The sequence below is a fragment of the Streptomyces narbonensis genome, assembly GCF_014649015.1.
Taxonomy (GTDB): domain Bacteria; phylum Actinomycetota; class Actinomycetes; order Streptomycetales; family Streptomycetaceae; genus Streptomyces; species Streptomyces narbonensis.
Map to the genome: position 1 here is coordinate 175,278 of NZ_BMSF01000001.1, position 22,194 is coordinate 197,471.

Here is a 22,194-nt window from a genome sequence, read left to right on the forward strand (position 1 = left end):
CATGTTCAACTTCCGTCCATACCTTGGTACTTGGTCCAGACCAAAATGAGTCACCCGTACGACCCGTGCGACCGTACGACTCGCGCAATCAGTACGACTCGCGCGACCGCACGACCGCACGACCCGTACAAGCAGAACCGGCAAGACCGCACGCGTGCGCACGGCCCAACGGAACTCCCCCACGTTCTCCTGGAGTGACAGCATGCACATGCGCAAGAAGAAGTCAGTCGGGGCGGCGGTGGTGGCGCTCGGCGTCGCCGGCGCCTCCCTCCTCGCGACCGGCAGCGCGGGCAGCCACGGCTACACCGACTCGCCGATCAGCCGCCAGAAGCTCTGCGCCAACGGCACCGTGACCAACTGCGGCTCCATACAGTGGGAGCCGCAGTCGGTCGAGGGCCTCAAGGGCTTCCCCGCCGCCGGTCCCGCCGACGGCAAGATCTGTTCGGCCGGGCTCACGCAGTTCGCCCAGCTCGACGACCCCCGGGGCGGAGCCTGGCCGACGACGACGCTCACGGCCGGGCAGAGCTACAGCTTCCGCTGGCAGTTCACGGCCCGGCACCGCACCACCGACTTCAAGTACTACATCACCAAGAACGGCTGGAACCCGAGTCAGAAGCTGACCCGGGCCGCGCTCGACCCCCAGCCGTTCCTCACCGTCCCCTACAACAACCAGCAGCCGCCGGCGACCCTCTCGCACTCCGGGACCGTCCCGGCGGGCAAGACGGGCCGTCACCTGATCCTGGCGGTGTGGACGATCGCGGACACCGCGAACGCCTTCTACGCCTGCTCGGACGTCAAGTTCTGAGAGACCCGACGGCCCCGACGGTCCTGGCAGCCCGTCAGCCTCTGGGCGTTCAGTTCTGACGATACGTCAGTTACAGTCCGGCTCATGAAGGGTGCGGACACCGTCGCGGAGCTCGTACGACGCCAATGGGGCGACCACCGGACCGGTCTGAGGGACGCGCTCCACACCCTCAGCCACCACGAGGTCGCCGCGGGCGCCGCCGCGCGGGCCGCACTGCTCGTGGACCTGATGCCACCCCTGCCGGGGAGCGAGCCGCACCTCGGCATCCTGCTCGACAACACGCCGGAGTACCCGCTCTGGCTCAGCGCGGCGGCCCTCGCGGGGGCCGCCGTCGCCGGGATCAACCCGACCCGGCGCGGCGCCGAACTCGCCCGGGACATCCGGCACACCGCCTGCCGGATCCTGGTCACCCAGCGCGCCCACCTGCCGCTCCTCGGCGGCCTCGTGCTGCCCGGGCTGCGCATCCTCGTCACCGACACCGACGCCTACCGCGAACTCCTCGCGCCCTACGCCGGCGCCCGCCCGGGAGACGCCACCCTCGGTCCCGTGCGCCCCGACAGCCGCTTCCTGCTCTCCTTCACCTCCGGCTCGACGGGCGCGCCCAAGGCCGCGCTCTGCAGCCAGGGGCGTCTCGCGGCGGCCGGTGCCTCCCTCGTCTCCCATTTCGGGGTCGGCCGGGACGACGTCCACTACGTCTGCATGCCGATGTTCCACGGCAACGCGGTGATCGCCGACTGGGCACCCGCGCTCTCCGCCGGCGCGGGAGTGGCGCTGCGGGCCCGCTTCTCCGCGTCCGGCTTCCTCCCCGACGTGCGCCGCTTCGGCGCCACCTACTTCACCTATGTGGGCAGGGCCGTGCAGTACCTGCTCGCCACGCCGCCCGGCCCGGACGACCGCGCGCACGCGCTGCGCCTCGGCTTCGGTACCGAGGCCGGGGCCGTGGACGCGGCCCGCTTCCGGGAGCGGTTCGGGGTCCCGCTCGTCGAGGGGTACGGCTCCTCCGAGGGCGGCGCGGCGATCCAGCGCACCCCGGACACCCCGACCGGGGCGATCGGGCGGGCCGCCCCCGGAGACGACCTGGCCGTCCTGGACGCGGAGACCGGCAAGGAGTGCGCCCCGGCCCGCTTCTCGCCCGAGGGGCGGCTCCTCAACACGGACGAGGCGGTCGGCGAACTCGTCAACCGCGGCCGGAACCCCTTCGAGGGCTACTGGCGCAACCCCGAGGCGGAGGCGGTCCGGCTGCGCGGCGGCTGGTACTGGACGGGCGACCTCTTCTACCGGGACGAGGCCGGCTTCCTCTACTTCGCCGGCCGCACGGACGACCGGCTGCGGGTCGACAGCGAGAACCTGGCGGCGGCGATGATCGAGAACATCCTCGCCCGCTGGGACCGGGCCGCCGGGGTGGCGGTGTACGCGATACCGGACCCGGTCGCCGGCGACCAGGTCATGGCGGCGCTGGCCCTGCGCGAAGGGGCCGTCTTCGACCCGGCGGAGTTCGCGGCCTTCCTCGCCGCACAGCCGGACCTGGGCACGAAGATGCCGCCGCGCTTCGTCCGCGTGACGCGCGAACTGCCCCTGACGGCCACCAACAAGATCCACCGCGTGGGCCTGCGCCGGGAGTCCTTCCTCTGCCCGGACCCCGTCTGGTGGCGCCCGGCGCCCACCGCCCCGTACGAGCCCCTGACCCCGGAGGCGACCGCCGCCCTCCAGGAGCAGTACACCCGCCACGACCGCACCCCGACCTGGGACCGCCGCACGTGACGGGTGTCCGGTGGGGGTAGGGCCGGCCCTACCCCCACCACGCCCCCCAGGCCCATGGCCCCGCCCGGGGCCCCGCGCCTACCGTGGGCGCTCATGGAACCCCGTAACCCCTGGCAGGCGCTCACCCGGTCCCGCTTCCCGCTCGGCCCCTGGCCCTGGCGGGCCGCCGGGTACCTCGCCACCGGGGCGCTCGTCGGGGCCCTCGCCTGTCTCGTCCTCCTGGTGCTCGGGGTGTTCTCGCTGCTCCTCGTCGGGATGCCGCTGCTGCTCCTGTCCGGGCTCGCCCTCGGTTCCGTCGAGCGGCTCAGGCTCCGGCTCTTCGACCTGGACCCGGCCCCCGACCCGCACCGCGTTCCCGCCGCCCCCGGGTTGACCGCCTGGCTCCGGCTCCGGGCGGGGGAGCAGGCGACCTGGCGCGAGCTCGGGTACGGGCTGCTGCTCGCCACCGTCCTGTGGCCGCTCGACCTCATCGCCCTCGCCGTCGGCGTCGGCCTGCCCCTCGCCCTGCTCAGCGCCCCGGTCCAGCTGGCGGCGGACGGCCGCGAGGCCAAGGTCGTCAAGGCGTACCTGGTCACCTCCTATCCCGAGGCCTTCGCCGCCGCGCTCCTGGGCGGCGTCCTCCTCGTCGCCCTCTCCTACCCCCTGGCCGCCGTCGCCGGAGCCCGCTCCGCCCTCGCCCGGGCGCTGCTCGCCCCGCGCGACACCGGTGCGGGGGACGGCAGGATCGGCGAGGTCATCGCCTCCCGCGCCCGGCTCGTCGACGCCTTCGAGGCCGAGCGCCGCCGCATCGAGCGCGACCTCCACGACGGGGCGCAGCAGCGGCTCGTCGCCCTCACCATGACCCTCGGTCTCGCCCGCCTCGACGCCCCGCCGGGCCCGCTCGCCGAGCAGCTGGCCAAGGCCCACGCGGAGGCCGGGCAGGTCCTGACCGAGCTGCGGGAGCTGATCCACGGCATCCACCCGCAGGTCCTGGCCGACTACGGCCTCGGGGCGGCGCTCGCCGACGCCGCCGACCGCTCGGCCGTCCCCGTCGACACCGACGTCGATCTGCCCCGGCTGCCCGCCTCCGTCGAGAGCGCCGGCTACTTCGTGGCCTGCGAGGCCCTCGCCAACATCGGCAAGCACAGCGGCGCCGCCCAGGCGAGGATCACCGCCCGGTACGCGGACGGCGTCCTGCGGCTCGACGTCGAGGACGACGGGCGGGGGGCCGCCGACCCGGCCCGCGGCACGGGGCTCACCGGACTCGCCGACCGGATCGCCGTCCTCGATGGCACACTGACGATCATGAGCCCGCCGGGCGGGCCGACCGTCCTGCGAGTGGAGATCCCGTGCCGAACCCTCCGAGAAAGCTCCGCGTCGTCCTCGCCGAGGACAGCGTCCTCCTCCGCGAGGGGCTGATCGGGCTCCTGACGCGTTTCGGCCACGAGGTCGTCGCCGCCGCCGGTGACGCCGACGGTCTGCGCGAGGCGGTCGCCGCCCACGGCCCGGACATCGTGGTCACCGACGTCCGGATGCCGCCCGGCTTTCAGGACGAGGGGCTGCGCGCCGCGGTCGCGCTGCGCGCCGAGCGGCCGGCCCTGCCGGTCCTCGTCCTCAGCCAGTACGTGCAGCGCAGCTACGCCGCCGACCTCCTCGACTCGGGTGACGGCACCGGTGTCGGCTATCTCCTGAAGGACCGGGTGGGGCAGGTCGAGGAGTTCGTCGAGGCGCTCACCCAGGTCGCCGACGGCGGCACGGTCGTCGACCCCGAGGTCGTACGGCAGCTGCTGCGCCGCCACCGGGACCCACTGGAGGCGCTGACCCCGCGCGAGCGGGAGGTCCTGGGTCTGGTCGCAGAGGGGCACTCCAACGGGGAGATCGCCCGCAGGCTGGTGGTGACGGAGGCCGCCGTCGGCAAGCACATCGGGAACATCCTCGCCAAGCTCGACCTGCCGCAGGCCGAGGACACCCATCGCCGTGTCCTCGCCGTCCTGACCTACCTCAGGGCCTGAGCGCAGGCCCCGGCCTCGGCCGGTGGCGGCAACGACAAGAAAGCCCCCCGCCGAAGCGAGGGGCTTTCCCTGTCTGTGCGCCGCCAGGGACTCGAACCCCGGACCCGCTGATTAAGAGTCAGCTGCTCTAACCAACTGAGCTAGCGGCGCCTGCTGACAGAGAAAATACTACCTGGTCCGAAGGGGTGCTCGTGACCGCCCCGCCGGAGCGCCGTCCGGCGGGGTCGCGGCATCCCCTTCTAGATCGCCAGCGAGAGCACCACCGGAGCGGCCCGTCGGTTGAGCGTGTCCGCCGCGGCGCGCAGCCGGTGGGCGTGCTCGATCGGCAGGGACAGGGCCAGGCAGCCCACGGCCGAGCCCGCCGTCAGCGGGACGGCGGCGCAGACCGTGCCGACCGCGTACTCCTGGAGGTCGAGGACGGGGACGGTCGCCGGCTGGCTGTCGAGCTTCGAGAAGAGGATGCGCTCGTTGGTGATCGTCCTGGAGGTCAGCCGGGCGATCTTGTGACGGGCGAGGTGGTCCCGCCGCCCGTTCTGGTCGAGCTGTGTGAGCAGGCACTTGCCGACGGCGCTGGCGTGCGCCGCCGAGCGGAAGTCCACCCATTCGTTGACCTTCGGGGTGCGTGGCCCGTCGGCGAACTGGGTGATCTTCACTTCGCCGTCGATGTACCGGCTGATGTAGACGGCCGCGCCGACGGAGTCGCGCAGTTCGGTCAGGGTCTCCTGGAGCTTGGCCTCCAGGGCTTCGCGGCGGGTCAGGCCGGAACCGAGGAGGACGAGGGAGTCCCCGATGACGTACGCGCCGTCGGCGACCTGCTCGACGTACCCCTCGCGGCGAAGCATGAGGAGCAGCGACGAGAGGTGGGCGACGGGCAGGCCGGTCTCGCGGGCGATCTGGACGTCCGTCACTCCGCCACCGTGCCGTGAGACCGTCTCGAGGACGCGCAAGGCGTATTGCACCGAGTGGAACGGCGCGGTGGGCTCGGGCTTCAGCGCCACGGTTTCCCCCTACCAGGTTGTGACCGCAAGCTTTCGTACCACGATAGCCGCCAAGGGCCCTTTAAGGGGCGGCTGTTGGCGAGAATGATGCGGAGGATCCCTGGCCTGGGCTGGGGCGCACCACCCTGGCATATGCCTGTGTCATGACTCCTTCATAGAGTCTCAGGTCAGGGCCGTGCGGGGCCGGGTTCGCGCTCACGTTCGGGTGGTGGCGGTCGAGAGATTTTTTACGGGGAAGCGGACCCGCGAAAGCCCCGTCGGCAGCCCTGCGAGCGGTTCCACCGTGGCCGAGAACGTTCGGAGGGCGGATCTGGACGACCGGACGACCGGACGACAGAAATACGCGAGACGGGCACGAGGTGAGCGCGAGACGGTCGAGGGGTACTGCAGCGGGGTGCCGGAATAACCGGAGACACCCTCCTGTTGTGTCCCGAGTCTTACCAACCGCACGTGCCGAGGAGGGTCCCCACGGTGACCGACGCCATTCGAGGAGAGACGCGGGGCACCGCGCCCGTACCGCTGTCCGTACTGGATCTGGTGACCGTCGGCAGAGGCGGCTCCGCGACCGAGTCGCTCGCCACCAGCGTCGAGCTGGTCCGGCTCGCCGAGCGACGTGGCTTCCACCGGCACTGGGTGGCCGAACACCACTCCATGCCCGGCGTCGCCTCCTCCTCGCCGGCGGTGATCCTCGCCCACCTCGCGGCCCACACCCGCCGCATCCGCCTCGGCTCCGGCGGCGTCATGCTGCCCAACCACGCCCCGCTCGTCATCGCCGAGCAGTTCGGCACCCTGGAGGCCCTCGCCCCGGGCCGGGTCGACCTCGGCCTCGGCCGCGCCCCCGGCACGGACGGCGCCACGGCCGTCGCGCTGCGCCGCGCCGAGTCGCCGAAGGAGGGCGCCGACGACTTCCCGGAGCAGCTCGCCGAGCTGACCCGCTTCCTGGACGACGACTTCCCGGACGGGCACCCGTACTCCCGTATCCACGCCATCCCCGGTCCCGTACAGGGTCCGAAGGGCCGGCCGCCGGTCTGGCTGCTCGGCTCCTCCGGCTTCAGCGCCCGCCTCGCGGGCCTGCTCGGGCTGCCCTTCGCCTTCGCCCACCACTTCTCCGGGCGGAACACGATTCCGGCGCTCGACCTCTACCGCGAGTCCTTCCGGCCCTCGGGCCTCCTCGACGCCCCGTACGCGGTGATCAGCGTCGCGACGCTCGCCTCCGAGGACGCGGCGGAGGCCCGCCGCCAGGTGCTGACCGGAGCCCTCGCGATGCTGCAGCTGCGCTCCGGGCGGCCGGGGCTGATGCCGACGCCGGAGGAGGCGGAGGCGTACCGTGTCAGCCCCGTCGAGCGGGAGTTCATGGACGAGTGGGTGGGGAACGTTTTGTACGGCACCCCGGACGAGGTCCGCACGGGCCTCGACGACCTGCAGAAGCGCACGGGCGCCGACGAGCTGATGCTCACGGCCAACGTGCACAGCGGGGAGGCGCGGCTGCGGAGTCACGAACTGATCGCGGACGCGTACGAGCTTCCGGAGCTCGCGGAGTAGCCGGGAACTTCTCGGAGGGGTCGCCCGCGCCTCGCGGGGCGCTGGACCCCGGCTCGAAAACCCGGGTTTCCGTGGCGGGGTGGTTCGGTCCCGAACCACCGCCCCCTCACCCCTAAGTGAACCTTAAGTCGCTCGTCACCCATGGTGGCGGGCGGTTCCGTTTTGTGCTGCACCCCTCTGACGAGGCCTTTCCTCGGCAAATTGGTCTAGTCCTCAATCTGGTTCAGACCATTGACGTGCTGTTCATGAGCCGGTTATCACTTCCTCAGCTCCTGTACGGCACCACCCAGTTCTCCCCCCTTCGGAGGCCGCACGTGCACCCCCGTAAGCCATTGATCGCCGCGCTTCTCAGCTCGGCCCTCGCCGCCGGCGCGCTCGCCGCGACCGTCGGCCTCGGCTCCGCCCAGGCGGCCGACTCGTCGACCACTGCCTCTGCGGGCAACGTGCGCATCGCGTACTACGACCAGTGGAGCGTCTACGGCAACGCGTTCTACCCCAAGCACCTCGACACCCGGGGCATCGCGAGCCAGCTGGACGTCATCAACTACTCGTTCGGCAACATCCACCCCACCAACCTCACCTGTTTCATGGCCAACAAGGCCGCGGGTGACGACAACAACCCCAACGCGGGAGACGGTGCGGGCGACTCCTACGCCGACTACCAGAAGTCCTTCAGCGCGGCGGACAGCGTCGACGGCGTCGCCGACAAGTGGGACCAGCCGATCGTGGGCGTCTTCAACCAGTTCAAGGAACTGAAGGCGAAGTACCCCCACCTGAAGATCAACATCTCGCTCGGCGGCTGGACCTACTCCAAGTACTTCCACGACGCGGCGAAGACGGACGCGAGCCGCAAGAAGCTCGTCTCCTCCTGCATCGACCAGTACCTCAAGGGCAACCTGCCCGTCGAGGGCGGCTTCGGCGGCGCGGGCACGGCGGCCGGCATCTTCGACGGCATCGACATCGACTGGGAGTACCCGGGCTCCTCCGGCGGCCACCTGGGCAACCACTACGGCCCCGAGGACAAGCAGAACTTCACCCTCCTCCTCGCCGAGTTCCGCAAGCAGCTCGACGAGTACGGCGCGGCCAACGGCGGCAAGAAGTACCTGCTGACCTCTGCCCTCCCGGCCGGCCAGGACAAGATCAAGTACATCGAGACCGACAAGATCGGCCAGTACTTGGACTACGCCAACATCATGACGTACGACATGCACGGCGCCTGGGACGGCGACGGGCCGACGTACCACCAGTCCCCGCTCCACCCCTCGCCGAACGACCCGACCGACGTGATCGCGCCGGGCACCGAGAAGTACAGCATCGACTCGGCCATCGACTCCTGGATCGACGGCAACCCGGCCTACGGCATCGCGGGCGGCTTCCCCGCCAACAAGCTGACCCTGGGCTACGAGTTCTACTACCGCGGCTGGAAGGGCGTGCCGGCCGGCACCACCAACGGCCTCGCCCAGACCGCCACCGGCGGCTCCGGCGCCCGCCCGCTCAGCCAGCAGGCGGGCATCGCGCACTACAAGGAGCTCGGCGGCATCGTCGACAACGCGTCGACGACCTTCTGGGACGACCAGTCGAAGTCCTCGTACTTCTACAAGGACGGCGAGTTCTTCACCGGCCTCAACCAGAAGTCCATCCAGGCCCGGGTGGACTACGGCAAGCAGCGCGGCCTGGCCGGCGCGATGATGTACTCGCTCCTCGGCCTGGACAACAACGCCACCCTGCTGACCCAGATCAACACCGCGCTCGGCGGCACCACCGCCCCGCCGACCACGACGCCGCCGACCACCCCGCCGACGACGCCGCCCACCACGCCCCCGACCACGCCCCCGACGACGCCGCCCACGGGCTGCGGCTCGCTCCCGGCGTACGTGGCCGGCACGATCTACAACGCGGGCAACGAGGTCTCCCACAACGGCCGCAAGTACAAGGCCCAGTGGTGGACCCAGAACGAGACGCCGGGCACGACCGGCGAGTGGGGCGTCTGGAAGGACCTGGGCGCCTGCTGAGGCCCTGACCCACTGAGCTCCACCACATGACCACTGCCCCCGCCCGGAATGTCCCTCCGGCCGGGGGCAGTTCCATGCCCCGTCCCTGCCCCCGTCCCTGCCCCTGCCCCTGCCCCGCCCCTGCGTCCGTTGCGGTGCAGGGGCGGGGCAGGGGCAGGGACGGGGTTCAGACGCGCAGGGGCTCCGTGCGGATCAGCTCGGCGATCCGGTCCGGGGCCACCGCCCGCGAGTACAGCCAGCCCTGCCCGGTGTCGCAGCCGATCCGGCGCAGCCGGGCCGCCTGCCCCGAGGTCTCGACGCACTCGGCGGTGACCGTGAGCCCGAGGCGGTGGGCGAGCTGCACGAGCGCCTCGACGATCAGCTCGTCGGCCGGGTTCGGGTGCTCCTCGTCCTGGAAGCCTCGGACGAAGGAGCCGTCCAGCTTGAGCACGGAGACCGGCAGCCGGCTCAGGTAGGCGAGGTTCGAGTAGCCGGTGCCGAAGTCGTCGATCGCGATCCGCACGCCCATGTCGCTCAGCGCCTTGAGCGCCTGGAGCGGCCGCCCGGCCGAGCCCATCACGGCGGACTCGGTCAGTTCGAGCTGGAGCAGGTGCGGGGCGAGCCCGGTCTCCGCGAGGATCCCGGCGACGTCCGCGACCAGGTCGGAGTCCCAGACCTGGCGCACCGCCACGTTGACGCTCACGAAGATCGGGCGCTCGCGCGGATGGTCCTTCTGCCACTGCCGGGCCTGGCGGCAGGCGGTCCGCAGGACCCACCGTCCGAGCTCGACGATGGAGCCGTCCTCCTCGGCGATGCCGATGAACCGATTCGGCGGGAGCGAGCCGAACTGCGGGTGGTTCCAGCGCACCAGCGCCTCCACCCCGCGCACGGCCCCGTCCGTCAGGTCCACGAGCGGCTGGTACTCCAGACCGAACTCCCCGCGCTCCACGGCCGGGCGGAGCGTGGAGGAGAGCGCCTGCCGGGTCATCCGGTGCGCGTTGCGCTCCGGGTCGAAGAGCGTCCAGCGGGCCTTGCCGTCCGCCTTCGCCCAGTACAGCGTGGTGTCGGCGGCCTGCATGAGGGCGGTCGCCGTCGTCCCGTGCGCGGTGCGCTCGACGACGCCGATCGAGGCGGAGACCGAGAGCCGCTGGCCGCCGAGGTCGAAGGGGCTCTGGAGCGCGCAGAGCACCGAGCGCGCGAGGTCGGCCAGTTGCTCCGTACCGGTGGAGTCCTCGACGAGGATCGCGAACTCGTCGCCGCCGAGCCGCGCCACGAGGTGGCCGCCGCTGCGGGTGTAGCCGTCGCTGTCGGCGCACTCGGTCAGGCGGGCGGCGACGGCTGCGAGGAGCCGGTCGCCGACCCGGTGGCCGAGGGTGTCGTTGACGGCCTTGAAGCCGTCGAGGTCGAGGTAGCAGAGACCGATCCGCCCTGTTCTGCCATACCCGTACGACTCATGCGACTGATGCGACTTGTGCGATTGATTCGACTGGTGCGCCTGATGCGGCTCGTCTGACTCGTACGGCGGGTCGGTGTCCTGGGCGGCGGCCTCCAGGGCCGAGGAGAGGCGCTCGAAGAACAGGGCCCGGTTGGGCAGTCGGGTCACCGGGTCGTGCATCTGGAGGTGGCGCAGCCGCGCCTGGAGCTCGCGCCGGTCGCTGACGTCCGCGATCGACAGGAGGACGCTCCGGCTGTCGGGTACGGGGGCGACGGTGACCTCGGCCCACAGCGAGCGCCCGTCGGGGTGCTTGAGCCGGCGTGTGCAGCGGAAGCGGGAGCGGCGGCCGCGGAGGACCTCGTGGTACGCGTGCCAGGTGCGGCCGTCGGACGCGAGGTCGACGAGATCGGCGGCGGCCTGCTCGCGGAGCGCCCCGGCCTCGGTGCCGAGAAGGGTGCCGAGGGAGTCGTTGGCCGTGACGACGATGCCGTCCTGGTCGACGACGGCCATGGCGAGCTGCGCGGCCCGGAAGGCGGCGCGGTAGTCGCGGAGTTCGGCTGCCCGACGGTCGGCACGGAACCCGGCATCGAGTCCGGCGTCGGGCTCGGTGGGATGCCCGGCATCGAGCCCGGTGTGGAGCTCGGTGGGATGCCCGGCATCGAGTCCGGTGTGGAGCTCGGTGGGGAGCCCGGCGTCGAGCCCGGGACGGAGTCCGGCAGGGAGCCCGGTACTGAGCGAGCCGGGGGCCGGATCGGGGACGAGGTCGGTCTGACGCGTGGCGCAGGGCTCGGCGTGACGCTCCGTGACGGCGGGATCGGTCTGGGGCGTCTCCGGCGGCTCTGGGTGCACCGGTCCTTCGGGGGTTTCGCTCACCGCTCGCTCCCGTAGTGCAGTCGGGCCGTTCACATGTGGTCGGGATGGTCGGCCAAGGAAAAGTGAGCCGATCATAGAGCCCGTTCGGGGGGCCGTTCCAGCTCCGAGGCCTCTCCGGCGACCGGTGACCATCGTGAGGGGCCCCGCCGCCACCCCTCGCCCGATCGTTTCTGCACAGGTCTGACACGGGCCGATGGTGACGTGACCGAATGTGACTTTCCGTGAGCTGATCCCCGCTCGTGTCGCGTCGACCCGGCGGCGCCCCCTCACCCGACCGGGGCAGCGGAAACGTGCGAAACGCTGCAAACCATCACAAGGTGGTTGTGGTGTCCCGCCCTACCGATCCGGAGGTCCACGTGAGGGGTCAGCAGCCACCCGGGGGAGTGGAGCGGCCGAGGCTGCGTTCCGGCGCGGCGGCCTTCACCGCGCTCGCCGCGCTCGCCGCCACCGGGCTCGTCGCGGGCCCCGCCGTCGGCGCGCCCGCGGGGAACCCCTGCACCCTGCCCCGCACCGCGGCCCACCACTCGCTCGGCCTCGACACCTGGAACGGCTCCTACCCGAAACCCACCCGCAGCCTCGACGCGGTCATGATCTTCCTGTCCTTCCCTGACTCCACCCCGCTCACCACTCCGGCCGAACTCGCCGCCGACCACTTCCCGGCCACCAGCGAGTACTTCGACCGCGCCTCCTACGGCCGCTTCGACCTGCGCCCGCACCCCCGGACCGAGTGGACCCGGATGCCGCAGGAGTCGGGGGCGTACGACATACGGCGTGACTGGGCCTCCGGGAAGCGCGCGGCCTATCTGCGCGACGCGGTGGCCGCCGTCGACGCGGACGTCGACTTCTCGCTGTACGACGTCGTCTACCTGGTCGCCGACCCGGACGCGCCCGGCGTGGACTCCGACGCGACGAAGGTCGTCAACCTCGAACGGCCGCTGGAGGTCGACGGCACCGAGATCAAGCGGGTCGTCACGGTCTTCGAGCGGCACCCGCCCGACCGGAACGTCCTCGCCCACGAGACCGGCCACGTCTTCGACCTGCCCGACCTGTACCACCGCCCGTCGGACGGCAAGGGCGACTGGGACACCCACGTGGGCGACTGGGACGTCATGGGCAGCCAGTTCGGGCTCGCGCCCGACTTCTTCGGCTGGCACAAGTGGAAGCTCGGCTGGCTCTCCCGCGCCCAGGTCACCTGCGTCCAGGGGCCCGGACCCCAGTTGGTCAGCCTGGAGCCGACCAGTGCCCCGCCCGCGGACGGCGGCACCCTCGGCACCCGGCTCGCCGTCGTCAGGACCGGCCCGGACAGCGTCCTGGCGATCGAGGCTCGCGGCGCCTCCGGCAACGACACCGAGACCTGCACCGAGGGCGTCCTCCTCTACCGGGTGCGCAACAGCGCGGCCTCCGGCGACGGCCCGGTAGAGGTCGTCGACACCCACCCGCGCACCGAGGCGTGCTGGGACCGCTCCGTCTACCCGCCGCTCGCGGACGCGCCGCTGGAGGAGGGCGAGACCTTCACCGTGCCCGGCACGGGCGTACGCGTCGAGGTGGCGGACCACACCGAGGCGGGCGGCTGGACGGTGAAGGTGACCCCGCCCGGCACGGGCTGACGGCACCTGATCGCGCGCACGAAGAAGCCCCCCGCTTCCGCGAGGGGCTTCTTCCGTCTGTGCGCCGCCAGGGACTCGAACCCCGGACCCGCTGATTAAGAGTCAGCTGCTCTAACCAACTGAGCTAGCGGCGCCTGCTGACGTCGTAGACATTAGCACCCGGATCGGCGGGAGGAAAAATCGATACCCGCACGTCGGGGGTGGCGGCCGCCCGGACGGCCCGCACGCAGGCCCAGAGCACGACCTCGGGGCCGGGCAGCCAGGGGTTCCGCGTGTCGGGGGCCACCAGCCAGCGGGGGCCGGAGGAGCCGGCGGGGGTGAGCGGCGGCACGGTCACCGCGTCCCCGACGCCGTGACAGAGCGGCCGGGGGACGGCGTCGCCCCACTCCTCCCAGTCGAGCAGCGCCGGCAGGCGCTGGGCCGTCCCGGGCGCGGTGAACAGCATCATCCGGCCCCGGTGCACCGCGACGGGCCCGGAGCCCGGGCCCTCCTCCCACAGCCGGTCCAGGATCCGGCGCCCGAAGACCGGGTCCACGTTGACGACGTCGAAGACGGTCCCGCACGGCAGTGCCGCGGGCGAGGCCGGGCTGGCCTCCCAGCGGGTGAGCGCCGCTCCGGGGCGGCCCCCGGCGGCCGAGGCGAGCCAGGCCGCCCCGTCGGCGGTCACGTGGGCCGTCTGGTGCCGGCCCTCGTCACCCTCCCGCAGGAAGCGGAAGATGTCGTGCGGGGTCTCGTCGCGCAGCCAGGTCGTCATGCGTCCAGATCTACCGGGCGTGACGGGCCGGTTTCCGAGAGTTGCCGGAATCCCGGACAAGGGGCATGAGCGAGGAGTATCGTGCGCCCCGCATATGCCATGGGACGCGGCGCGACGCGCCGCCTCGCGCCCCCGGACACACCCCCGGGCCGCCCTCCCGGACAAGCGCCCCCGGGCAGGCCCCTCGGCCGGCCTCCCGGACAAGCCTCCCGGACAAGCCTCCCGGACAAGCCCCCCGGACAAGCCCCCTGGCCGTCCTACTCCTCCGCGGGGCGCCCGTTCGTCCGGATCAGCCCGCGGCCGAACTCGATCATCTTCAGGGCGTAGTCCTCGGTCCACTCCGCCCGTTCGGCGACATCCGCCGCCGTCAGCCGGTCGAACCGGCGCGGGTCCGCCAGCTGCGCAGCCGCGATCGCCTGGAACTCCGTCGCGCGGTCCGTCGCCGCACGGAACGCGAGCGTCAGCTCCGTCGCCCGGGCCAGCAGCTCGCGCGGGTCCTCTATCGACTCCAGGTCGAAGAAGTGCTCCGGATCGGCGGTCGCCTCGGCAGGCTCGAAGACCAGTGGCGCCGGCCGCAGCTGTCGCTGTCCGCTCCGCTCCGCGGGTTCCGCCATCGTTCGTCTCCTCCTCGCACAGGCACGGCCCGGGATCCCGGGCCGCTTTCCATTGTCCCGCGCCGCGCAAGAGCGCGAAGCCTCCGCCGCGCGCCCCGGCTCCGCATCCGGGCCCCGGTTTGGCGGGGCGCGGCTCAGTCCTCGATGCCGCGCAGGAGCAGCCGCAGTCCCCCGAAGAACTCCTGGTCGGGGTCGACCTCGGCGGCGGTCCGGGCCGTCTCCGTCAGATGCGGGAAGCGGTCCTCGGGGAGTGCGGCGATCACCGACGTGCCGGCTCCGGACAGCGGTCCGAGGTGTTCGAGCTGTATCGCGCCGGTGATGTACCCGTGGAGCGCGCGCAGGGCGACGACCCGCCGGGCGCCGTCGATCCCCGCCTCGGCGAGGAGGCCGAGCACGGTCTCCGACCAGCGGAGTCCGCCGGGGGAGCGGTGCCGGTGGGTGAGGGTCAGGGTGATGGCCTCCGGGTGGCGGGCGATGGCCTCGCGCAGTCGCCTGGTCATGACCTCGATCCGTTCCCGCCAGGGGGCGTCCGGGGCGGGTGGGCTGGTGTCGACGGCCCCCAGGACGCGGTCGACCACGAGTCCTTCGAGCTCCTCGCGGTCGGCGACGTAGCGGTAGAGCCCCATGGGGCTCATGCCGAGTTCCTTGGCGACGGTGCGCATGGAGAGGGCGCCGAGTCCGTCGCGGTCGATGACGGCGAGGGCCGAGGCGGCCAGTCGGTCCGGGGTGAGGGAGCGGGGTCGTGGCATGGCGGTTGACAGCGTACGCCCTACGCCTACGCTGTTAGGAGTACGCCGTACGCCTACGAGGACGGTGCCCCATGCGCATGCCCCAGACCCTGCCCGGCGCCCGACTGGCGCCCGGTACCCGCGTCCCCACCCGCGCCCTGGCCCCGGTGCTGGGCGCCCCGCTGACGCTGCCCGACCCCGAGCGGGTCACCCACGTGCAGTTCCGGCGCTTCGCGGGCTGCCCCGTCTGCAACCTCCATCTGCGGTCGGTGGTCCGACGGCACGAGGAGATCGAACGGGCGGGGATCCGGGAGGTGGTGTTCTTCCACTCGCCCGCCGACGAGCTCCGCGAGCACGTGGCGGAGCTGCCGTTCGCCGTCGTCGCGGACCCCGACAAGGTGCTCTACGCCGAGTTCGGCGTGGAGGCCCACCGCCGCGCCCTGCTCGATCCGCGTGGCTGGCCCGCGATCGTCGGGTCCGTGCTCGGCGGCGTCCGCGAGCTGCTGCGGGGCCGGGGCCGACTGCCGGCCGCCTCCCAGCCCGCCGGCCGGCTGGGCCTCCCCGCCGACTTCCTGATCACCCCCGACGGCCGCGTCGCCGCCGTGAAGTACGGCGAGCACGTCTACGACCAGTGGTCGGTCGACGAACTCCTCGCCCGGGCGGCGGAGCTCAGGGCGTCCGGCTGACCCGGTGCTCCGAGCGAACGGCCAGGGTCCCTACGGCCGCCACGGAACCCGGTGCTCCGCCAGGTGGGAGAGGACCGCGTGGTTGGCCTCCCAGCCGTCGGGGAACGACACCGCCGCGCCCAGCCGCACCGGCTCCGTCGACGGGTGCTCGTCGAGCAGGTCCGCGACGCCCGCGCGGCAGACCACGATGCAGGCGTGCCGGTGCCGGGAGGCCAGCACGCACAGCCGGCCCGTCTCCAGGTGGAAGGCGGTCGCGTCCGGGCGGCCGGACAGCGGATGGAGGACGACCGTGACGTCGTACTCGCGCCCCTGGAGCCGGTTCGCGGTGTCCACCGTCACGCCCGTCACGCCGAGCCGCGCGAGCGCCGCCCGCACCGCCGCCGCCTGGTCGCGGTGGGCGGTGCCGACCGCGACCCGGTCGGGCGTCAGGGGCGCGGGGGTCTCCGAGCGCTCCGAGACCGCGGCACCGCCCCGGTCCAGGAGCCGCCGGACGACCAGGGCGACCGCGCCGACCGCCTCCGGGTCGGTGCGCGGGGTCGTGCGGGCCGGCAGTTCGAGCAGCCCCCAGCCCGACTCCGCCGCCTCGTCGAGGACCCGGTCGGGACCCGAACCGTCCGACGCCACCGAGAAGGAGAGCTTCCGGTCCCCGGGCCCGGTGCCACTGCGGAACGGGGTGTACGGGTAGAAGGCGTCCGAGACCAGCGGCGCCGCCGAGGCGGGCAGGCGCCAGGACACCGGCAGCCGGTGCTGCGGAAGCTCCGGATTGTGCGCGAGCAGCGTGGAGACCGCGCTCGCCGACGGGTCGTACGAGAGCCCCGCCCACTGCTCGGCGCCCACCACCGAGAAGGGGTCGAGCTGACCGGGGTCGCCCACGAACAGCGCCCGCTCGAACAGCCCCGCCACGGCGAGGAGCGAATCCGAGCGCATCTGGTAGGCCTCGTCGACGATCGCGTGCGCCCACGGCTCGACGTTCTTCACGTGCGCCCACTTGGCGGAGGTGGAGAGGACGACCGGCAGCCCCGTCAGCTCGCCGGGCTTCGCCGACTTCCGTACGTTGGCCAGGTCGTCGAGCGCCTTGTCGTACGCGTCGCTGTCGCTCGAGTGCAGCCGCCCCACCTCCAGACCGGGCTCCTTCTCGGCGAGCCGCAGCACCAGGTCGTCCACCTGCGCGTTCGTCTGCGCGACGACCATCAGGGGGCGCCCGGCGGCGGCCAGTTCGAGAGCGGCCCGGACGACCAGGGTCGACTTCCCGGCGCCCGGTGGGGAGTCCACGACGACACCCCGCGAGGTGCCGTGCAGGGTGTCCGCCAGGATGCCGTCGGTCGCCCGGCCGGCCTCGGCCGACGGATCGAAACGCGGCTCGGGAATCGTCACAGCACGTCCTCGGGGGTCACGGCGTCGGGCAGTTCCACGGCGTCCGTCCTGGGGGTCCCCCCGGCGGAGCCGGGGGCAGGCGGGCCGCCGTGCGTCCAGGGCGTGTCCTCCGGCTCCGGCAGCTTCGGCCCGACCCGCTGCTCGTGCTCGAACAGCGTCCAGGAGATCCGCTCGCCCTTCTCCGGCACCGAGCCCGCCGCGGGCTCCTTCGACCGGCCCATCCGGTCGAGGAGCCGCAGCACCAGCGAGCCGTCCTCCTCGTACCGCACGAACTCCGCCGCCTGCGGCTTCCCGTCGAGCGAGCGGAACACCTTCGCCTTCTCCGCGAGGTGCGGCCGGTCCTCCGTACGGACCGTGAGCAGCGGGCGGGGACGGTTCTTCTCCGTGTACGCCATCGCCACCTCGGCCACCTCCGCCGCGAACGCCTCGCCCGCGAGCCGCCGCGCCGCCAGGACCAGCGGGTCGTCGAGGGCCTCCTGCGCCTCCAGCTGCCCCTGCGCCCGCTCGCGGTTCGCGAGCTTCGACGCGGCCGCGATCACGTCGTCCCGGCGCGGCTGCGGCGGCTCACCGGCCACCACACGGTCCCGGTGGCCGGTGAACGACCAGCGGTCCCGGGTCCAGCGGTCCTCGACCCTGGCGCCCACCGGCAGCTCCCGCAGCAGGCCGAGCGCCCGCCAGACGGCGTCCCAGGTGGGCTTCAGCTGCGAGGCCACGAGCCGCCGGACCTCCCGCTCGGCCCGGTGCAGCTCACCGAGGCCCGCGTCGGCCGCCTCGCCGTCCTCGGCCGCGCCCAGCGCCAGCCGGGCCCGGTCGTACCGCTCGATCGCCGGCGCCAGGAGCCGGTTGTCGAAGGCCGGGTCGGTGGCCGGCCCGGCCGGCGGGCACAGCAGCTGCCCCCGCTCGTCCCGACCCACCTCGGCCCGCAGCGCCCCCTCGGGCCCCGACTCCCCGTCCCGAGGGTCGATCCAGGCGAGCAGCGCACCCAGGTGCTGGTCCTCCAGAGAGGACTGGCCGGTCGCCCAGTGCCGGTTGAGCAGGTCCGTCGCCGCGAGCAGCAGCGAGGAGCCGGGGACGAGGGCACGGTCGCCGTAGTGCGTCAGCCAGCGCCCGAGCAGCGGCACGCGCGGCGGCGCCGGGAACGGCGTCTCCGGGTCCTGCTCGGCCGTCCGCCGGAACCGCGTCGACCGCCCGAGCAGCCGTACGTACTCGATGCCCGCCCGGCTCGGCACGATCAGCTGCGGCGCGTCGGCGCACAGCTCGACCTCGACCTTCACCTTCTTGCCGGTCTCCGGGTCGACCTCGCTCCGCTCCGCCGCCTCCACGACGTCCGTGAACGAGTCGACGTACGGCAGGACCTCCTCCGCCAGGTCGGCGAGGAACGAGAACCGCAGGTCCCGGTCCCGGGGCTGCGTCACCACCAGGAGCCGGGGCGCCTCGGCGTCGGTGCCGACGAGCGCCCCCAGCGGAGCACCCGCCTCACCCGCGGTCGTCAGCGGTACGAGGACGAGCGGCCGCGCGGAGACGTGCCGGTGCCGGACGGTGGCCAGCGGCTGGGCGCGCCCCGACTCGACGGCCTCCATCCGGGCGAGCGCGGAGATCAGCGACATGCCCCGGCCTCCTCGGACGGCGCCGACGCCCGGTCCAGCGCCTCCTGGCGCATGGCCCGCGCCCGGCGCAGGGCCGCCACCGCCGGATCCTCCGGATCACCCGCCTCGCCGCGCGCCGCCGCCAGGACCGCGTCGACCGTCGTCAGGCCGCCCAGCTCGCCTCGCACCGCCCGGCCCAGGGTCTCCACCGCGCCCGCCTCCCGGGCCCGCGCCCGGCAGTGGAAGGCCAGCTCGCAGGCGGCCAGGCACTCCGGCGCGTACGCGTGGGGCACGGACTCCACGGCCTCCGTCAGCTCGGCCGACGAGCACCCCTCCACGTCGAAGGTCGTCCCCTCCGGCAGGGCGTCCGCGATCTCCTCGATCCGGATCAGCCGGGCCAGCTGCCGCCGGGTCACCGACCGCTGCTTGCGCACGTCCACGACCGAGGCGGTCGGCACGTTCGAGAAGTCCTTCGGGCAGACGAGGAGCACCGAGTGCGCCACCGTCGCGCCCTCGGTCACCGCCGCCGTCCGTTCGAGCGCGAGGACGTACACGGCTGACTGCCGGGCCGCCGCGCCCACCTTCGACGCGTCGGCGGCGCCGTCGATCATCGGGAAGGACTTGATCTCGACGACCGTCCACCGCCCGTCAGGGGAGACCACCACCGCGTCCGGCTCCAGATAGACCGGGGAGCCGGCCACCTCCAGGGCCACCAGTGGATGGTCGAGCAGCGTCCACGTCCCGGCCGCGGTCGCCTCCCGCAGCGCGAGCGCCGTGCGGGCCGTCCGGCCCTGGGGTCCGGCCGCGGCGAGATCGGGCACGGAGACCGCGCCGGGCTCCTCGACGCCGAGCAGGCGCAGCAGCTCACGGCCGCCGTCCGCCTTGACCTTCGCCTCGAAGGAGTTGCCCCGCATGATCGCGAACTGCGACTGGCCGAACGGCGCGGGGGAGCCCAGCCTCGACGCGAGCGCCGCCTTGTCGACCCCGGCGCCGTCCAGCAGCGCCCGGCGGCGGCAGCCGGGATTGGCGGCGAGCGCCGCGAGCGCCCGCGCGTCGAGGGCGCGCGGCGCCGTGCCCGGTCCGCGCAGCTCCCCCAATCGCTGCCGAAGTGTCGTCGTCTGCGACGGTCGTGGCAGACCGCTGTCCAGGGATGCGCTCACCCGCGGAAGTCTCGCATCCGCCACTGACAACCGTCCCGGAGTCGCCCGGACGTCACCCCGAATTCGCGTGGGTGATGATGGGAAGAGGCACGTCCCGCACGTCCCGCACGCCCGCACCGTGAACACGTGAACCCCTGGAGAATCCTTCCCATGGCACCGCGCATCCTGCTCGCCCGGCACGGCCAGACCGAGTGGTCGCTCAGCGGCCGGCACACCGGCAGGACCGACATCCCCCTGCTCGACGAGGGCCGGCGCGGCGCGAAGCTGCTCGGCGAGCGGCTGCACCGTGGCCCCTGGCAGGGCCTGCCCGACGTGGAGGTGCGCACCAGCCCGCTGGTCCGCGCGAGCGAGACCTGCGCCCTCGCCGGCTTCGCCGAGCGCGCCGAGCCGTGGGACGCGCTGATGGAGTGGGACTACGGGGCGTACGAGGGCATGACCCCGGCCCAGATCCACGCGATCCGTCCCGGCTGGCTGATCTGGCGCGACGGCGTCCCCGAGGGCGAGTCCATGGCGGAGCTGTCGGCCCGCGCCGACGAGATCGTGGAGTGGGCCCGGTCGGCCGACCGTGACGTCCTGGTCTTCGCCCACGGCCACATCCTGCGCTCGATCGGCGCGCGCTGGCTCGGCGAGGACGTCTCGTACGCCTCCCGCATCCGCCTCGACCCGACGAGCCTCTCGGTCCTCGGCTGGGCGTACGGCGCACCGGCGATCGAGCGCTGGAACGACACCGGTCACATGGAGCAGGACGCCTGATCGTCCGAGCGGCCCGCATGCGGGGACCCGTCGGGCCGCGCCGCGAACCCGCCCCGCCGCGTCGCGAACCCGCCCCGCCGCGTGGCCGACCCGTCAGTACGCGGGGCCGACCCGTCAGTACGCGGCGAGGACCCGGCCCGTCTCGGCGAGCATCCCGCGGATCCGGGCCGAGGCGATGCCGTCGAGCGACTCCGCGACGCGCTTCGCCTCCGCCGCCGCCTCGTCCGGGCGCCCCGCGTGCGCCAGGTCCCGGGCCAGATGGGCGCGGTAGAGCGCGAGGTTCCGGGCGAAGTACGGATTCTGCAGGACCGTGGCCCGGTGGGCGTGGCGGGCGGCGCGTCCCCACTCGCCGAGGGCCGCCCAGCACTGGGCCTCCAGGGCCTCCCGCTCGGGCTCGCCGAAGAACGACATCCACTCGGGGTCGCCCTCGGACGGCCCCCGGTCGAAGTGCGCGTGGGCGCGGCCGAGGGCCTGGTCGCAGGCGGACCGGTCGCCGAGCCCCGCCCACGCGGCGGCCTCCCGCAGCGAGAGCAGCGAGAGCAGCCGGGCCGAGTCGAGGGGCTGCGCGGCCCGCAGCCCCGCCTGCGCCGCCCGGACCGCCTCGCGGTACCGGCCGGTGTCCCGGGCCAGGAACGAGGTGTTGCAGAAGGCGTGCGCCTCCAGGGCCGCGTTCCCCGAGACCCGCGCGGTGGCGAGGGCCTCGGCGTAGTGCGAGCGCGCGTCCTCGTGACGGCCCGAGTCGTGGGCGAGCCAGCCGACGGAGAGGGACAGCTCGCCGGCGCCCGCGTGCAGCCGGTCCTCGGTGGACCGGCGGGTCATGCTCCCCGTGTCGAGCAGCGCGTAAGCGGTACGGAGCGGCTGGGCGGCCACCTTGTAGAGCCCGTCGGCGCCGTGCCGGTCGTCGAGCAGACGGATCTGCCGTACGGCCTCCTCGACGGCCCGGACCTCGGTCTCGCCGATCCTGTGGGTGCCGCGGGGGGCGGGGATCGCGACGGCGGGGCCGCCGAGTCCCAGAGAGGCGACCGCCAGGGTGGCGGAGCCGCTCGTCATGAATGCGCGACGCAGCACGTCGCTCTCCTCATCGTTCCGGGTCGTGATCGCGGCGGGAGGCGAGGCCCCGGCCGGGGCGCCCTGCCGCCGGCCGCGCACCGTCTCCCGCGCGGAGAAGCCCAGGTCGGAGAGGCCGAGTCCGGGGAACATGTGCAGGAAGACCCGCTCGTACGCGTAGTTGGGGCAGCGGATCTCGCCCGCTTCCACGCGCCCGATGTAGCGGGCGTCGCACGCGACCTGTTCGCCGATCTCCCGCGCCGCCCGGCGGACAGCCGCGGCGAACTCCGCCGGCGAGTGCTGTCCGCGGAGCCGGCGGAAGGCGAGATTGGGAACTGCCCGTGACATCGCCATGGCCGAGCCCTCTCCTGGTGCTGCCGGGTGGTCCGGCGGCAAGAACGTACCTGCTGTGACCGGATGCGTACGCTGAGTTTGGCTACAAATCGGATATCTCGCCTGTGATCTGCCATGAACTGCCATCCTTTGCAG

Annotated in this window: 18 protein-coding genes and 2 tRNA genes; 9 read left to right on the forward strand and 11 right to left on the reverse strand. The window is 73.2% G+C overall.

Annotation, left to right across the window (positions count from 1 at the left end; translation table 11 throughout):
• Positions 1–208 precede the first annotated feature (208 nt).
• The 4 genes from IE124_RS00785 (at position 209) to IE124_RS00800 (ending at position 4,557) form a co-directional block, all read left to right on the forward strand.
• Positions 209–805, forward strand: coding sequence for a lytic polysaccharide monooxygenase auxiliary activity family 9 protein (locus IE124_RS00785; protein WP_150274759.1), 597 nt, complete (start codon positions 209–211; stop codon positions 803–805).
• An 84-nt stretch (positions 806–889) separates the two neighbouring features.
• Positions 890–2,566 (forward strand): AMP-binding protein, encoded by a 1,677-nt coding sequence (locus IE124_RS00790; RefSeq protein WP_189503713.1) that lies wholly within the window; start codon positions 890–892, stop codon positions 2,564–2,566.
• Between the two features lie 93 nt (positions 2,567–2,659).
• Positions 2,660–3,964, forward strand: a complete 1,305-nt coding sequence (locus IE124_RS00795) for a sensor histidine kinase (RefSeq protein WP_189503715.1) — start codon at positions 2,660–2,662, stop codon at positions 3,962–3,964.
• A complete protein-coding gene (locus IE124_RS00800; protein WP_189503717.1) occupies positions 3,895–4,557 on the forward strand; it encodes a response regulator in 663 nt (220 codons plus the stop codon). Before IE124_RS00795 ends, IE124_RS00800 begins: the two co-directional genes overlap by 70 nt.
• Before the next feature lie 76 nt (positions 4,558–4,633).
• On the opposite strand, the gene IE124_RS00805 is transcribed toward IE124_RS00800, so the two are convergent.
• Positions 4,634–4,707, reverse strand: a tRNA-Lys gene (locus IE124_RS00805).
• A gap of 89 nt (positions 4,708–4,796) precedes the next feature.
• Positions 4,797–5,555 carry an IclR family transcriptional regulator gene (locus IE124_RS00810; protein WP_024758909.1) on the reverse strand — a complete coding sequence of 253 codons (759 nt, stop codon included), beginning with the start codon at positions 5,553–5,555 and terminating at the stop codon, positions 4,797–4,799.
• A 471-nt stretch (positions 5,556–6,026) separates the two neighbouring features.
• Here IE124_RS00810 and IE124_RS00815 point away from each other — a divergent pair, with 471 nt between their 5' ends.
• The gene (locus tag IE124_RS00815; RefSeq protein WP_189503719.1) at positions 6,027–7,097 is read left to right on the forward strand and encodes an LLM class flavin-dependent oxidoreductase; all 1,071 of its coding nucleotides are present in this window, start codon (positions 6,027–6,029) and stop codon (positions 7,095–7,097) included.
• A gap of 314 nt (positions 7,098–7,411) precedes the next feature.
• Positions 7,412–9,109 (forward strand): glycosyl hydrolase family 18 protein, encoded by a 1,698-nt coding sequence (locus tag IE124_RS00820; protein WP_189503721.1) that lies wholly within the window; start codon positions 7,412–7,414, stop codon positions 9,107–9,109.
• Between the two features lie 166 nt (positions 9,110–9,275).
• On the opposite strand, the gene IE124_RS00825 is transcribed toward IE124_RS00820, so the two are convergent.
• Entirely contained in the window at positions 9,276–11,396 is a 2,121-nt protein-coding gene (locus tag IE124_RS00825) for a putative bifunctional diguanylate cyclase/phosphodiesterase (RefSeq protein ID WP_268246697.1), read from the reverse strand.
• Between the two features lie 326 nt (positions 11,397–11,722).
• Between IE124_RS00825 and IE124_RS00830 the strand changes: the two genes are divergently transcribed.
• Complete coding sequence (locus IE124_RS00830) at positions 11,723–13,003, forward strand: M6 family metalloprotease domain-containing protein (RefSeq protein WP_370468719.1); 1,281 nt, start codon at positions 11,723–11,725, stop codon at positions 13,001–13,003.
• A 60-nt stretch (positions 13,004–13,063) separates the two neighbouring features.
• Here the strand turns inward: IE124_RS00830 and IE124_RS00835 are convergent.
• The 4 genes from IE124_RS00835 to IE124_RS00850 form a co-directional block, all read right to left on the reverse strand.
• Positions 13,064–13,137 (reverse strand) — tRNA-Lys (locus IE124_RS00835).
• Positions 13,128–13,757, reverse strand: coding sequence for a hypothetical protein (locus tag IE124_RS00840; RefSeq protein ID WP_189503723.1), 630 nt, complete (start codon positions 13,755–13,757; stop codon positions 13,128–13,130). The genes IE124_RS00835 and IE124_RS00840 overlap by 10 nt, the downstream gene beginning before the upstream one ends.
• A 257-nt stretch (positions 13,758–14,014) precedes the next feature.
• Complete coding sequence (locus IE124_RS00845; RefSeq protein ID WP_189503725.1) at positions 14,015–14,371, reverse strand: DUF8844 domain-containing protein; 357 nt, start codon at positions 14,369–14,371, stop codon at positions 14,015–14,017.
• A gap of 134 nt (positions 14,372–14,505) precedes the next feature.
• Entirely contained in the window at positions 14,506–15,120 is a 615-nt protein-coding gene (locus tag IE124_RS00850; protein ID WP_189503727.1) for a TetR/AcrR family transcriptional regulator C-terminal domain-containing protein, read from the reverse strand.
• A 71-nt stretch (positions 15,121–15,191) separates the two neighbouring features.
• Between IE124_RS00850 and IE124_RS00855 the strand changes: the two genes are divergently transcribed.
• On the forward strand, positions 15,192–15,785 hold the full coding sequence (locus tag IE124_RS00855) for a peroxiredoxin-like family protein (protein WP_370468720.1): 594 nt from the start codon (positions 15,192–15,194) through the stop codon (positions 15,783–15,785).
• A 30-nt stretch (positions 15,786–15,815) separates the two neighbouring features.
• Here the strand turns inward: IE124_RS00855 and IE124_RS00860 are convergent, their stop codons facing one another.
• From IE124_RS00860 to IE124_RS00870, 3 genes are read right to left on the reverse strand one after another with little or no spacing between them, the layout of a single operon-like run.
• Positions 15,816–17,159, reverse strand: a complete 1,344-nt coding sequence (locus IE124_RS00860) for an AAA domain-containing protein (RefSeq protein ID WP_189503729.1) — start codon at positions 17,157–17,159, stop codon at positions 15,816–15,818.
• On the reverse strand, positions 17,156–18,766 hold the full coding sequence (locus tag IE124_RS00865; RefSeq protein WP_189503731.1) for a hypothetical protein: 1,611 nt from the start codon (positions 18,764–18,766) through the stop codon (positions 17,156–17,158). Before IE124_RS00865 ends, IE124_RS00860 begins: the two co-directional genes overlap by 4 nt.
• Complete coding sequence (locus tag IE124_RS00870; protein ID WP_189503733.1) at positions 18,757–19,905, reverse strand: hypothetical protein; 1,149 nt, start codon at positions 19,903–19,905, stop codon at positions 18,757–18,759. The genes IE124_RS00865 and IE124_RS00870 overlap by 10 nt, the downstream gene beginning before the upstream one ends.
• A gap of 150 nt (positions 19,906–20,055) precedes the next feature.
• Here IE124_RS00870 and IE124_RS00875 point away from each other — a divergent pair, with 150 nt between their 5' ends.
• Entirely contained in the window at positions 20,056–20,658 is a 603-nt protein-coding gene (locus IE124_RS00875; RefSeq protein WP_189503735.1) for a histidine phosphatase family protein, read from the forward strand.
• A 114-nt stretch (positions 20,659–20,772) separates the two neighbouring features.
• On the opposite strand, the gene IE124_RS00880 is transcribed toward IE124_RS00875, so the two are convergent.
• Positions 20,773–22,059 carry an NsdA family TPR-like regulatory protein gene (locus IE124_RS00880; protein ID WP_189503737.1) on the reverse strand — a complete coding sequence of 429 codons (1,287 nt, stop codon included), beginning with the start codon at positions 22,057–22,059 and terminating at the stop codon, positions 20,773–20,775.
• Positions 22,060–22,194 lie beyond the last annotated feature (135 nt).